The following is a 14251-nucleotide window of genomic DNA, read 5'->3' on the forward strand; positions in this document are numbered from 1 at the left end:
ATTTTTTGGAATGTCATAAAAATGTGAGTTGAGAGCTACTTAATACATCACTGATAAAAGTTAATTAATATATCGACAAAAATATGAGTAACGTTATATCATATCATTTATGCCGAGACTTACATTACATTCACTGAGAAGCCAAACAACACTATTAAAATATATATTAGTGTTTGTTGTATTATTCAGTGCTTTTTCTGCTTGGCACGACACATCTCATGTCTTAAACACAGCTCAAGAATGTGAGCTGTGTTCTAGCTCTCTTGATTTAGAACATTCTATACCTACTAAAATAAGTCTCTTTGAGTCAGATGTTCATTCTTTTTCTTTAATAAAGTTAAGTAGTTGGCACCTTTATAGCGTATTTATTGGTCATGCCGGCAATAGGGATCCGCCAGTTGTTATTTTTTAATTAACCAGTTAAACGTATTTTATGCTCGTTATTTAATGATAACGAGAGAGTTTTATTGTGTATTTTTAGAGATAACAACATGAAAAATAATTATTCACCTATAGTGCTAGCCTTATTAACAGCAATGAGCAGCACTGCTTTTGCTGCCGACAAAAACATTCAAAAAGATGAAAACGATATTGAGCGAGTGTTAATTACCGCTTCTCCGTTAAAGCGCACCGTGCTTGAATCAAGCACACCGGTAACAATTTTAAGTGGCGAAGCATTAGATCAAAATCAAGCGGCAACTTTAGGCGAAACCCTAAAAAATGTACCCGGTGTACATAGTTCGTATTTTGGACCGGTTGCAAGTAGCCCAATTATTCGTGGTTTAGATGGGCCACGAATTAAAGTTGTTCAAAATGGTCTAGGTGCTTCGGATGCATCACGTGTAGGTCCCGACCATCAAGTTTCAACGGAAACTTCTACTGCTACTCAAATTGAAGTGTTAAGAGGCCCGGCGACGCTTTTATACGGAAGTGGTGCTATTGGCGGCGTAGTAAATGTGGTTGATAATCGTTTGCCTACACAAAGGCAAGATGGCGTAAACGGTGAAGTATTTGCACAATACAATAATGTTGCCGATGCTAGCACTGTTTCAACAGATTTAAATGCTGGCTCGGGTGATTTTGCTTTTCATGTTGATGGCTATACTCGCGAAACCGATGATTATAAAATACCAGTACCTGCAAATATAGATGAGGAAGGCGGCAGCACTACACTTGCTAACTCAGCTATTGATGCCAGCGGTTATAACTTGGGAGCAGGCTGGATAACTGATGATACCAGAGTTGCTTTTGCGTATGGCCATATGGACTCTGAATACGGTTTACCGGGTGAAGAGGGGGTGTTTATAAAGCTAAATCAAGACCGCTACCAAGGAGTCGTTGACTGGAATAACCTAGCTGGTTTTATTAAAGCGGTACATTGGCAAAATGCCTATACAGACTATGAACATTCTGAAATTGAAGGCACTGAAATTGGTACTACTTTTAAAAACGAAAGTATAGAGTCGAGATTATGGGCTGAACATGCACCTGTTTATGGTTGGAAAGGGGTTGTTGGTTTACATTATAACAAAAGTGATTTTGAAGCGATTGGTGAGGAAGCCTTTACCCCACCAACTAAAACAGACAGTGTAGCCGCATTTTTAATGGAAGAGAAAGAGGTAGGCCAACTGTTATGGCAGCTGGGTACACGTATTGAGCAATCGACTCATAATGTAAATAATGATTTTTTTGCCGATCTTAGTGCGTCTAACGATATCTCGTTCGATGATAAAGATTATACGGCGGTGTCAGGCTCTGCAGGGGTTGTTTGGAGTATTAACGATAAACACTCCTTAGCCTTTAATTATGCATACTCACAACGAGCGCCATCGTCTTCAGAAATATATGCCTATGGTCCTCATATCGGCTCAGGCACTTATGAAATCGGCGGTGGATTTGAGCTTAATAACGACAGTGGTCAATACAATGTTGTTCAATCAGATGAAAGTATGGAGAAAGAGGCTTCAAATAATATAGATCTTACGTATCGCTATAATGCCGACACATGGAATGCTAATTTTAGTGTGTTTAATAATGATATTAATAATTATATTTTTGAAGACGTTACAGGTTTAGTGATTAGTGATGGGGCCTTTATAACTTCTACTGTGTATGAAGACCAAGTAGCTATGTCAGGTGAGTCAGACGAAGAAACTGATGGTTTACCTGTGGTTTTGTTTGCACAGCAAAACGCACGCTTATACGGCTATGAAGCGCAAGTTGATTGGCATTTAAACTATGACTGGCGCTTAGAAGTATTTACTGATTATACCCGCGCTAAATTAGATTCAGGTGGCAACGTACCAAGGATACCACCAATGAGATTTGGTTCATCGGTTCATTATGAGTATGGCAATTGGCATACCGAAGTTGAAGTTATTCGTAACAGCAAGCAAGATAAAATAGCGGAAAACGAAACGCAAACGTCAGGCTATACAATGCTATCTGTCTCAGCTAATTACTATCTTGATTTAGGCGATGTGGATATGACTATTTATATCAAAGGCGATAATTTAATGGATCAAGAAGGCCGAGTACATTCTTCATACTTAAAAGACGAAGCACCTTTACCTGGACGATCAGTTAGTTTAGGTGTGAGAGCGCGTTTTTAATGTCTACTCATTAAGCATAGGGGAAGCAGTGATATCTGAATATTAGTTTCAAATATTACTGCTCTCTTTAAATTAAAATAAGTGAGGTGTTAATCGTTGTTATTGTTACTTTGAGAAAAACTAGTCTGAAAAATATGATTGCTAGATCGTATTGCTTTGGGTTCTATTCTTTGTGTTATTCGGTTGGTGTAATTTTTGATGAAAATATATCGCCGAAATACTTGCATACCTTCCTTTTACAATTTAATAGTCGTTTAGGTCGTTATGAATTAACTTTTGCTATGTAGCGCTAACACGTTAAAATAAAAACATACTTAAGTTCTGTATTATTTGGTTATGTTAAAAGAAGCATCTCATTTACCGCAAAAAGCCAGTCCGGTGTTAGTCAAGCAAGCGAATATGTTTGCCGATTTACCTACCAAGCTGATTGAAGATTTCCAACAAGAATTTCAGCTTAATGAATGGTATAAGGGCGATTACATTAATTCAGATATTCTAACTAAGCGCTTTTTTGTAGTTATTGACGGACATTTAGAAATAAAGAAGAGTAATCCAGAAACGGGTAGGGAAGCGACGTTAGATATGCTTTATGCAGGGGATTGTTTTGATTTAATGGTGTTATTTGACGAGCAACCGCACGATGTGATTATTTCGCCATTAACCACGGTAAAGCTACTGTCAGTGAAACTCACGACAATGCGACATTGGTTGTGGACTTACCCTGAATTTAATCAACAGTTCATGCCTTATTTAGCGAAGAAAATGCGTGAAAAAGAACAGCAAGCGAGTGATTTGATCCTGCATGATGTGCCTACGCGTTTAAGTCGTATTATTTTAGAGCATATTAATAAAATTAAGTTTTATACGGGAACAAAAGAGACCGAACATCAGCACCATTTAGTGAATGGCTTAAACGATGAAACATTGGCGCGAATGACTGGCTCGGTTAGACAAGTCATCAATAAACAATTACAGCTTTGGAAAAAAGCCGACATTATAGATAAAAAGCGTAACCAGCTAATTATTAAAGACTTAGAGGCATTAGAAAAAGCAGCCTATGACACGCAAACTTTACCAAATGCTCCTTTAGATGACTCGTTTTAGCTAAGTTTTTTAGTAAAGTTAAAAGCCCATTGCGGGTTAATCACTTATTTTTTGTAAAGAAAAGGCACCTCTAATATCACCAATAGAGAACCCCGTAGCTTGATCATGGGGGTATAACTCGTTTATTTTATCAGCAACATTACTGCTTATATTTTCACCATGACAAACTAAGCAACCACCAGCTGTCGGTATTGGCTTCATATAACGATAAATGGTTTTATCATCGCTTTGTACCATTGCTGAATATTCCATTGTTGCCACATTTTCTCCTGCCGCTTTACGTTGTTCAAATTGTGCTAATACGGTAGATTCCCATTTATCTGGTGTGTTATTGGTATTACGTACTTTTAATGATGTTCGGGCGATGGTCCAATTCGACAACGCTGAGTGCTTATTGGCAATAGGTCCTGCTTCGGTATTACAGACTTCTAATGCCTTTATTGGTCCTTCTGCTTTCATGGTAGAAACTAATACCGACTTCAAATCACTACCAAAAGCTTTTACCAATGCTCTCGCTTCAAGCGAATCCTTTGAAGATGCTGTTATATTATTAGTCACTTCATTGGCGTTTACTAATAAAGGCAAGGTAACTAAAGTTATGATCGTGCTTGTTAATAGCATTGTTGTAGTGATTAATTTCATTGTAAACCTCTGTTTTTATCAAAAATAATTAAGCAGCATTTGATAATACTGATTGTTACTAGCTAGCTCTTTATGATTACCTTGGGCGATAATGCTTCCTTGTTCCATCACGATAATTTTATCCATTTTTTCTAGCATAAGTGGTTTATGTGTGATCACAAGTAAGCTTTGATTATGTTGGTTAACATGCGCTAAGACATTTTCCATAACTGTTTGTTCGTTAATGCGATCTAAGCCTTTTGTTGGTTCATCTAGAATCAGTACACTCGCAGGGCGAAGCAATAATTGAGCTATTTGTAAGCGTTGCACTTGGCCGCCTGAAAGCCCTATACCGGTAGAGCCTAACCAGGTTTGCAAGCCATCAGGCAATTCATCAATAAAGTCTAATAAATTCACGGATTGACAAGCTTTTCGCATTTCTTCTAAGGTCGCATCGTGCTTAGCTAAGCGTAAATTATCTGCAATACTTGCATCAAAAATATGGCCTTGTTGGCTCATTAACGCGATTTCTTGGCGCAAAGAAGTTGACTCTATTAAACTCAAATCTGTGTCAGCTAATGTTATTTTTCCCTTGCTTGATGGTAGCGCTAAGCCTGTTGGCCAAAACCCCATCAGTAAATTAATCAACGTTGATTTACCTGCGCCACTTGCGCCGATAATAGCGACTTTTTCACCGGTTTTAATCGAAAGATTAATATTAGTTAAACTGGCTGATTTTTGTTCAGGGTAACAAAAGGTTAGGTTGTCAAAATGAATATCGCCTTGTTGGGCTTTTTGAACACCATTATTGGCAGGCTTTGGCTTATCAATAATCGCGAATAGTCTTGCTGCACTGGCTAAGCTTTGTGGAAGTAGTTGCAATGCTAACGGCATACTGTTCACTGTTTCAAAGCTTACTAATATTAGTAAAATAGCAGCCACTAACGATTTACTGTCTATTTCACCAGATGTTAAATAGGGTAATAAAATCAATAAGCAGGCCAGAGCTGATAAGTGAATAAGTAAGAAGGTTATCGCGCTTAAACGCGCATTAATACGTATTAAACGATAACGCACACCGTAATATTCTTGAGTAATATGGGCGATAGAGCGCTGAAAACGAGTGCTAACTTGATAGACTAGCAAGGTTTTAATCGCGCTCATGCCATTGACTAACTCTTCGGTTAGATGGCTTTCTAATTGTGATGTTTTACGAGCGTCTTTGAGTGATGCTACATAACTAATCACCGGGAAAATAAAGGCGACAATTAATAATGCTGCTAACATTAACCAAGCAATTTCAGTGGAAAAAGTAGCTAAAGTGTAACAAACAATAGGTACCGATATTAACGCAACGATAATGGGTAATAAAACACGTAAATAAAAATTATCAAGGTTCTCGATATCTTGCTGTAATCTTGCTAATAAATCTCCTGAACGTAAGTCCATTTGATAATAAGGTAATAAAGGCTCAAGTTGTTGATAAAAATAATGACGCAAGCTTGCTAACGCATTAAAGGTTGCTCGGTGAGTTAGCATACGCTCTGCATATCGACCGGCGGTACGAACAATCGCTAAAAACCGTATAATAGCCGCGGGCGTAAAATAATTTACCGTAATACCTGTGGCTCCACCAATAGCCATTAGAGTGATAAACCAGCCTGATACCGCTAATAAGCTAATGTTCGCTAAAATGGTAATTACCGATAATAACGCACCAAGTAACATCAAAGGTAGCTGCGGCTTTAGCAGGTAAAGCAAACGCATGAAGGTTTTCATGTTTGCTTTTTCATCTGCGGCTTGTGAGAAATTAGTCTTCATACATTCCCCTTCAAAAGCACTTGCTGAGCATAATAACCATTATGTGCTAACAGTTCTTGATGTGTACCTGATTCGATGATTTTCCCTTGCTCAAGCACAATAATTTTTTTAGCATCAATTACCGTATGTAAACGATGAGCAATAACAACCACAATATTATTTTTTGCATAGTCATTAATAGAGGAAGTAATAATTTTTTCAGTTTCTTGATCAAGATAACTCGTTGGTTCGTCGAGTATCAGCACCTTAGGTTGATGGTAAAAAACACGGGCTAAGGCTAAGCGTTGTGCTTGTCCGCCTGAGAGTCCAGCACCGGCTTCACCAATTTTACTGTTAATACCTTGCTCAAGGCTTTGTACAAAGCTTGATAAGCCTGATTTTTGCAGTGCATCTTTTACGCGATCTTCTTGATAATCGTCCGACATTGCAATATTAAAGGCTAATGAACCATAGAATACTTGGGCTTGTTGTGAAATCCAGCCACAATGTTGTAACCAGTTATCACGGTTAGCTGAGGTGAGTAACTGCTCATTAATGGTAACTTGTCCTGAATTAGGGGTAATAAAGCCTAATACTAAATCAGTTAAGGTTGATTTACCTGAACCACTTTCACCAATGACGGCATATAAACCTTGAGATGAAAGCTCAATGTTTATATTGCTTAAGGTATTACTACGCTGCGGATAAGCAAATTCGACTTGTGCAAGTTTAATCGTAAAAGGGGCGGTAAAGGTGGTTTGTAGTGATCTTTCTGGCACGGGTTGACTCAATATATCAACCAAGTCTTCCGCTGCGGTTATACCGGCCATTTTTGCATGGTACTGTGTGCCAAGCTGTCTAAAGGGTAAATAAAATTCTGGCGCTAGCAGTAAAACCCATAAGGCAAATACATAATCTACATCACCATAATACAAACGAAAACCTAATACGACGGCAACTAACGCAATTGAGATTGACGCTAAAAACTCTAAGACAAATGATGAAAGAAAGGCAATTTTTAAAACGCCCATCGTTTGATCACCATAATCATCACTAATTTTTTTGACGGCGGCAATTTCTCTTTTTGAGGCATTGAATATTTTTAGCTGGGTTAATCCCTTAATAATATCCAGAAAATGACTACTCATTCGTTGTAGTTTAGCCCAGTGTTTTTGGTTTAACTGTTCTGCTTTGTGACCAATAAGGATCATGAAAAACGGCACCATAGGTGCTGTTAATAATAAAATGAGTCCTGACTGCCAATCGATAGGGAATACCGCAATAAGTATTGCTAGTGGAATGACGGCACAATAGGCGATGGTAGGAAGGTAGCCAGCAAAATAATCTTCTAGTGAATCTATTCCTTGGTGTAATAGATGCGCTAACTTAGCACTACCTTTTGTTTGCGCAAAAGAAGGACCTAATTGAAAAACACGATACAGTAATCGTGAACGAATATTTGCTTTTATATTCATAGCACTGCGGCGACTATAGCATTCGCTAAAATAGCCAAGTACCGCACGACAAAAAATAAGCACTACTAACGCAATAATAACCATGCTAAAACCAGTAAACATGGTGCTATTAGTGGCTAGTTCATTACTTGCATCATTAAATAAATGAGTGCTTTTTTCTGAAAATATAACCCAATCAATCAGGTAAGCTAAAACGGCTGTTTGTAAGATCATTAATAGTCCATTTAATGATCCTAAAGCAATGGCGACACTCAACTTGCCGTGAGCGTGCTTCTTTTGGGCTTTGAGCCATTTATTTACATGCTTTTTTGGTTGCGTTGTTTTTTCGCTCATAATGTCCTTGGCTTACCATGAATCTTGTATGCTTAGCACTATTATATTGGTACTAAGCATATTGTTTCTGGTTAATTATTGATGACTATTTATCACCATTTTGATCATCGGCAACATTATCTACATGTTGTTCCATTTCGTACCACATAACATTAATAATGCCTAAAGATACGGCGAGTAATACACCTAAAATCCAACTGAAATACCACATAACATTTTCCTCTAAATTTATTTAACTTTTTAGTAACTATTTAAGCAACTAAGTATTAATAGGCACTGTGATTGTTTTGCTCAATCTCTTCAATAGTCACCGTACGCCACATCTTTTTATAACACCAAATAGTGTAGCCAAGAATAATAGGAACAAAAACAGCAACTACCGTGAACATTAGCGTTAGCGTAGTTTCACTTGATACGGTATCCCACATTAGTAAGCTGTGATTGGGATGGCTGCTTGAAGGCATAACAAATGGGAACATTGCAATGCCTGCAGTTAATATTACCGAAACAATCGTCACCGAGCTGGCAATAAAAGCAGTAACTTTTACTGTCATTCTGTTGCTTTTATTACTTAAGAAAAGTGCAACGATTAAGGGCATGATTATTCCGGTAAGTGGTACTAGCCATAATACAGGGGTGTTTTGGTAATTATGAAGCCACGCACCAGCGGTTGTGGTTACTTGTTTTAAAGTGGGTTGTGCTTGTCCCATTTTATCAATACTACTTGTTACTACATAACCATCAATACTTTGCCACACCATCACGCCTGCTAGGACGAACGCGAGTGATAACACCACGGCAACAACACGACCAATATTCGCTGAACGCTGTGCAACCTTGGCATCTGTTCGCATCACTAACCAAGTTGAACCATGCATTAATACCATAGCAACACTGACAATACCTGTTAGCAAAGTAAAAGGAGTGAATAAAGCGAAAAATGAGCCCGTATAAGTAACACGCATTAACTCATCGAAACTAAAAGGCACACCTTGTAATAAGTTACCAAAAGCAACACCAAATACTAATGGCGGTACCATAGAGCCAACAAATAATGCTTTATCCCAATTACTACGCCAGTTTTCAGATTCAATTTTACTACGATAATCAAATGCTAGCGGACGTAAAAATAAGCTAAATAGCGTTAGCATCATAGCAAAATAAAAGCCGCTAAACGCTGTAGCATAAACTAAAGGCCATGCTGCAAAAAGTGCTGCGCCTGCGGTAATTAACCATACTTGGTTACCATCCCAATGGGCCCCAACAGTGTTAATAACCACACGGCTCTCGACATCTTTTTTAGCAACAAAGGGTAACAAGCCACCGACGCCCATATCCATGCCATCAGTAATAGCAAAACCGATAAATAGGAAGCCGATTAGCCCCCACCATATTAGTTTTAATGTTTCGTAATCAAACATGTCTTTCCCCTTAAGAACTTTGGCTGCGAAGACCCGGTGCTAACACGGATTCTTTTTCAAAATGATAACGACCTGTATGTAAAGCACTAGGGCCTAATCGAGCAAATTTGATCATTAAATACATTTCAATAATAAATAAAATGGTATAGACAATAATAAAGGCTGCTAGCGAGAAAATTAAGTCGCTTACTGCTAGATTAGACGTTGACATGAAAGTCGGTAAAACTTCACTGATAGACCACGGTTGACGACCAAACTCTGCGACAAACCAACCTGTTTCTATTGCTATCCAAGGTAGAGGTAATGCGAAGAGTAGGGCTTTTAATAACCAACGTTTTTCTTCTATTTGTCGTTTAGCGTTAAAGTAAAAAGCTAAGCCAAATAACAGTAACATCGTAAAACCACAGGCAACCATTATTCTGAACGCCCAAAAAATGGGAGCAACTGAAGGGGTTGAATCTTTAACTGCCATTTGTATTTGTGCTTCAGTGGCATCTACCACATTATCAGTATAACGTTTCAGTAATAAGCCGTAGCCAAGATCATGCTTTGTTTCGTTAAATCTAGCGATATTTTCTGGGGTTTCTTCGCCATTTCTCAGTTTTTCTAAATATTCATAGGCAACCATACCGTTACGGATTCTAGGCTCATGGGCTTTTTGTAAATCACGTAAGCCCATAACTTCACCGTCTAAAGAGCGGGTAGCAATTATGCCTAATGCATACGGGATTTTTACCGCATAATCCGTTTCCATGGTTTCGTCATTAGGTAAACCTACTAGGGTAAACGCTGCAGGAGCTGGTTCGGTATGATATTCGGCTTCAATAGCAGCTAGTTTAACGCGTTGTACTTCGCCAACTTCATAGCCTGACTCATCACCTAAAAGAATTACTGATAGTATTGCGGCAAGACCAAAGCCGGCAGCGACAGAAAAAGAGCGTTTAGCAAAAGCAACATCTCTTCCTTTAAGTAGATAATAACTGCTAATACTTAAAACAAACATTGCGCCTGCTACATAGCCTGCTGCTACAGTATGAATAAATTTAACTTGAGCAACGGGGTTAAAAATTATTTCGCTAAAGCTAACTAATTCCATGCGCATTGTCATATAGTTGAATTCACTACCGACAGGGTTTTGCATCCAGCCATTGGCAATTAATATCCATAGAGCTGACATGTTGGTTCCTAATGCCATTAGAAAGGTGCCGATTAAATGCTGGCGCTTGCTTAATCTATCCCAGCCTAAAAAGAACATCCCAACGAACGTGGATTCAAGAAAAAATGCCATTAAACCTTCAATGGCTAATGGAGCACCAAAGACATCACCAACATAATGTGAGTAATAAGACCAATTGGTACCAAACTCAAACTCCATGGTTAGCCCAGTTGCAACACCAATGGCAAAGTTGATGCCAAATAGCTTGCCCCAAAATTTTGTCATGTCACGATAAATTTCGCGGCCAGTCATAACAAAAACGGCTTCCATAATAAATAAGATCCACGTTAACCCTAAGGTTAAAGGGACAAACAAGAAATGAAATAAGGCAGTAACAGCGAACTGCCACCGCGATAGCTCTACTAAGGTTTCATTGATCATATTGATTTCTCTCTTGCGTGATTATTGCACAACACATTATTTAACGTCTCGATGGTGTTTGGTTGTTCTAAATTTATTTATTCAGTTTGCTTTTTAGAAAATAAGGCTTGTTTAACTGATAATATCTTGGTCACACCTGTTCCTAATTTCATTAGCGTATTTAATTGTTCAGGGGTTAGTTTTTGTAATTCAGCAGCCCAATTGGTGATCATTTCTAATAAGTCATGAATGTCTTTCATACGTTGCTGAGCATATATTTCACTATCGGTTTCTGGCGTATCTAGTAGTAAATTTCGTAGTAATGATAGAGTCGGATCTACTTCACGTTTACGTCTTTCTTCAAAAACAATATTCGCCATGTCCATCACACTACCAATAGCATTGTAGTATTCTTTACGATCGCCCGGTACATGAGTAACTTGTACTAATTTCCATGACTGTAGTTCTTTAATACCCATACTGACATTGCCGCGAGAAATATTAAGCGTAGTTGCCAGATCGTTTGCGGTAATTGGTTTGTCAGTAATCACCAATAAGGCATACATTTGCCCAACGGTACGATTGAAGCCCCATTTACTACCCATTTCACCAAAGTGATAAACGAATGACTGGTTTTTCTCTGAAATTTCCATAGACTTAAAAATAAAGTTTCAATAATTTCTGAAAGTTTAAAACGTTTTGAACGTTTGATCCAGATCAAATTAAAAATATTCATCATCATTTTATCCCACATACTGAATTTAACTTTAAAAGTACTTGAATTTTAGAGTAAAAATGCTATTTCTTAGCTTAAGTTACTCTGATCAAAAGTGCTTGTTATTAGCGATGAATATTTAACATTAATTACTTATAGCAGTATCATGCTTGTATATTCAGTAATATGAATAGCAATATAAGTGCCAAAGAATAACGTTAAAATAAACACTTTTAAAACAGTGTATTAAGCTGTAAATATCGTTTTTTATAATAATCTGCTTTTAATTGAGTCATAAATGACATTAAATGGCGAGAGTTTGTGACAATTTTGGCTTAAGGGGGCGAAGTGGTACACCAAACAATTCAAGCAATTATCGAGTCTGTTGAAAAACCAGCTATTTACATTACCAATGATTACTCAATAGAGGCCGTCAACCAAGCTTATCGTGATACCTATAAAACAGAAGTATTGCTGGGAAAGAGTAAATGCTATGAAGTCTCGCACAATGCAACTAAACCTTGTGATCAGCAAGGTGAAACGTGTCCTTTATCATCTTGTAAAATAACCGATAAAAATAGCTCAGCGTTACATATTCATCGAACCGAGTTAGGCGATGTTTATTGTAGTATTTTGATGAAACCCGTTAAAAATAATGACGGAATAACCATTGGCTTTTTAGAAATATTAGAAAAAATTGATTTTGCTAGCAGTGTCAGTAGTGATCGAAAGCTAATAGGTAAAAGTCAGCCTTTTCAAAATTTGCTTAAAATGATCACGCGCAGCGCCAGCAGTAATATTAGTGTGTTGCTACAAGGCGACACCGGTACAGGGAAAGAGCTTGTCGCGTTATCAATACATCAGGCGAGTAAACGAAAAAATGAAGCGTTTATAGAGGTTGAATGTACTGGCTTAAGTGAATCGTTATTTGAATCTGAGTTGTTTGGCCATGAAAAAGGGGCTTTTACCGGTGCCAATACGAGTAAAAAAGGTTTGGTTTGCTTAGCAAATAATGGCACTTTATTTTTAGATGAAATAGGTGACGTCCCGCTTAACTTACAGGTGAAGTTACTACGTTTAATTGAAACAGGTTATTATCGACGTGTAGGGGGTATTGATAAGAAAAAGGCTAACTTTAGACTGATTTGCGCTAGCCACAAAAATATAGAAAAAATGGTGGTAGAAGGCACTTTTCGTGAAGACTTATATTATCGAATTGCAGGGTTTCCTATTCGTTTACCAACGTTAAAAGAAAGGCAGTCAGACATTTCGTTATTAGCCGAACATTTATTATCAAAAAGTGAGTTTTCATCAAAAATGTTTTCACCAGAAGCATTAACTAAACTGTCAAATTATCACTATCCGGGTAATATCAGAGAGCTTAAAAATATTGTACAGCGAAGTGCTTTATTAAGTGATGACGAATTCATTAATATAGAACACTTGCCTCAGCATATTACTAATGCAACTAAGGTGGAAGATCACCCTGCTAATTTACTATCCAATGAGAAAAAATATCTTATTGAGCTATTAAACAAATATGGTAATCAACCAAAAATAATTGCTGATAATTTAGAAGTAAGCGTTAGAACTCTTTATCGAAAATTACAAAAACATCAGTTGAATATCAGAGAATATACTTTACCTAAGTGAGTCAACGCATGCATCGTTTAAGTAATTTATGTTGCTGGAATAGAGAATTGCTGTTCTTTTACACATTTTCCTTGAGCATCATAACTCCTGTCATAAACAGAAATATTTCCTTGATTGTCTTGGGTGATTATATTGGTAGTACGAGTGCCATACTCTGGCGATACAATAAAAATTGAACTAAGGCGTTGCTCCCAATCTAATGGAACCCCCGTTTTAGGTAATTTCTCTATTTCGGCTTGTTGATTGTTTTTCATCAGGGTGAATAAGTTATTGATATTCAAAAGTTGACTAGCAGACTCCTGTATTGCCGTAGCAAGCTGTTCTTGTCCTAAAGCCATTTTAGGCCAAATATCGTCTAAGTCGCCATTACATAAACTATGAAAGCCAGTCGTTAATGTTTGCTGTTTTTTTGATGTGCTATTAAAGTAGGTGAGGTTGTCGAGTTTTCCAAACACTAGGTTAAAGCCATTATACTGATGTGCTGTATTCACTAGTTGTTTATTTATTTCTTGATCTTGCTTAGCTAATGCTTGTGTTACCAAATCACCACGTGATTGTTTATTTTTATCAAATAACTGTGGCTCGCGAAAATTAGTAAGCGCACTAAATCGACCTTGTTTATTTAACCCTAGCCAAGTGCCGCCTGCTTGTAAGTCTTTACCAGCTAAAATACTTGCTTGTTGCTTTGTTTCTGGCCACCAATGCATCATTTGGGTTGGTCTTTGATGAACTTCATCTCGGTTAGCACAAATAATCACTGGGTATTTAGGGTGTTCTTTAATGGCAAAAAATAAAATACACATATTAAGGTTGTTTTTAATTTGAAATTATAACTTATGATAACTCTTTCTTTATACCGAGTGTTAGCTCAGGTAGTATTCAATATAAAGAAATTCTCATATTGTACTCTGTGTATTACAGTGTACATACTTCAATTTATA

Annotated in this window: 12 protein-coding genes; 4 read left to right on the forward strand and 8 right to left on the reverse strand. The window is 37.4% G+C overall.

The features are described from left to right. Positions 1-109 precede the first annotated feature (109 nt). The 3 genes from KO509_RS12000 (at position 110) to KO509_RS12010 (ending at position 3716) form a co-directional block, all read left to right on the forward strand. Positions 110-412: a hypothetical protein gene (locus tag KO509_RS12000; RefSeq protein ID WP_215973517.1), complete on the forward strand. Its 303-nt coding sequence runs from the start codon at positions 110-112 to the stop codon at positions 410-412. 79 nt (positions 413-491) lie between these two features. Further along, positions 492-2612: a TonB-dependent receptor gene (locus KO509_RS12005; protein WP_215973518.1), complete on the forward strand. Its 2121-nt coding sequence runs from the start codon at positions 492-494 to the stop codon at positions 2610-2612. 336 nt (positions 2613-2948) lie between these two features. Then, on the forward strand, positions 2949-3716 hold the full coding sequence (locus KO509_RS12010) for a Crp/Fnr family transcriptional regulator (RefSeq protein ID WP_215973519.1): 768 nt from the start codon (positions 2949-2951) through the stop codon (positions 3714-3716). A 36-nt stretch (positions 3717-3752) separates the two neighbouring features. Here KO509_RS12010 and KO509_RS12015 read toward each other — a convergent pair whose 3' ends face one another. From KO509_RS12015 to KO509_RS12045, 7 genes are all read right to left on the reverse strand, one after another. Continuing rightward, positions 3753-4358 carry a DUF3365 domain-containing protein gene (locus KO509_RS12015; RefSeq protein WP_252727535.1) on the reverse strand — a complete coding sequence of 202 codons (606 nt, stop codon included), beginning with the start codon at positions 4356-4358 and terminating at the stop codon, positions 3753-3755. 18 nt (positions 4359-4376) lie between these two features. After that, entirely contained in the window at positions 4377-6158 is a 1782-nt protein-coding gene (cydC, locus tag KO509_RS12020; RefSeq protein WP_252727536.1) for a thiol reductant ABC exporter subunit CydC, read from the reverse strand. Continuing rightward, positions 6155-7945 (reverse strand): thiol reductant ABC exporter subunit CydD, encoded by a 1791-nt coding sequence (cydD, locus tag KO509_RS12025; protein WP_215973520.1) that lies wholly within the window; start codon positions 7943-7945, stop codon positions 6155-6157. Before cydD ends, cydC begins: the two co-directional genes overlap by 4 nt. An 85-nt stretch (positions 7946-8030) precedes the next feature. Then, positions 8031-8156 carry a cytochrome bd-I oxidase subunit CydX gene (cydX, locus tag KO509_RS12030; RefSeq protein ID WP_215973521.1) on the reverse strand — a complete coding sequence of 42 codons (126 nt, stop codon included), beginning with the start codon at positions 8154-8156 and terminating at the stop codon, positions 8031-8033. A 55-nt stretch (positions 8157-8211) separates the two neighbouring features. Next, positions 8212-9366 carry a cytochrome d ubiquinol oxidase subunit II gene (gene cydB / locus KO509_RS12035; protein ID WP_215973522.1) on the reverse strand — a complete coding sequence of 385 codons (1155 nt, stop codon included), beginning with the start codon at positions 9364-9366 and terminating at the stop codon, positions 8212-8214. 10 nt (positions 9367-9376) lie between these two features. Then, positions 9377-10963, reverse strand: coding sequence for a cytochrome ubiquinol oxidase subunit I (locus KO509_RS12040; protein ID WP_215973523.1), 1587 nt, complete (start codon positions 10961-10963; stop codon positions 9377-9379). A gap of 77 nt (positions 10964-11040) precedes the next feature. Further along, a complete protein-coding gene (locus KO509_RS12045) occupies positions 11041-11595 on the reverse strand; it encodes a MarR family transcriptional regulator (protein WP_215973524.1) in 555 nt (184 codons plus the stop codon). Between the two features lie 410 nt (positions 11596-12005). Here KO509_RS12045 and KO509_RS12050 point away from each other — a divergent pair, with 410 nt between their 5' ends. Further along, a complete protein-coding gene (locus tag KO509_RS12050; RefSeq protein WP_215973525.1) occupies positions 12006-13310 on the forward strand; it encodes a sigma-54-dependent Fis family transcriptional regulator in 1305 nt (434 codons plus the stop codon). A 26-nt stretch (positions 13311-13336) separates the two neighbouring features. On the opposite strand, the gene KO509_RS12055 is transcribed toward KO509_RS12050, so the two are convergent. Further along, a complete protein-coding gene (locus KO509_RS12055; protein WP_215973526.1) occupies positions 13337-14113 on the reverse strand; it encodes an NRDE family protein in 777 nt (258 codons plus the stop codon). Positions 14114-14251: the final 138 nt, after the last annotated feature.

Origin of the sequence: Colwellia sp. C2M11 (assembly GCF_018860915.1) — a bacterium.
In the GTDB taxonomy this organism is placed as follows: Bacteria; Pseudomonadota; Gammaproteobacteria; order Enterobacterales; family Alteromonadaceae; genus Colwellia.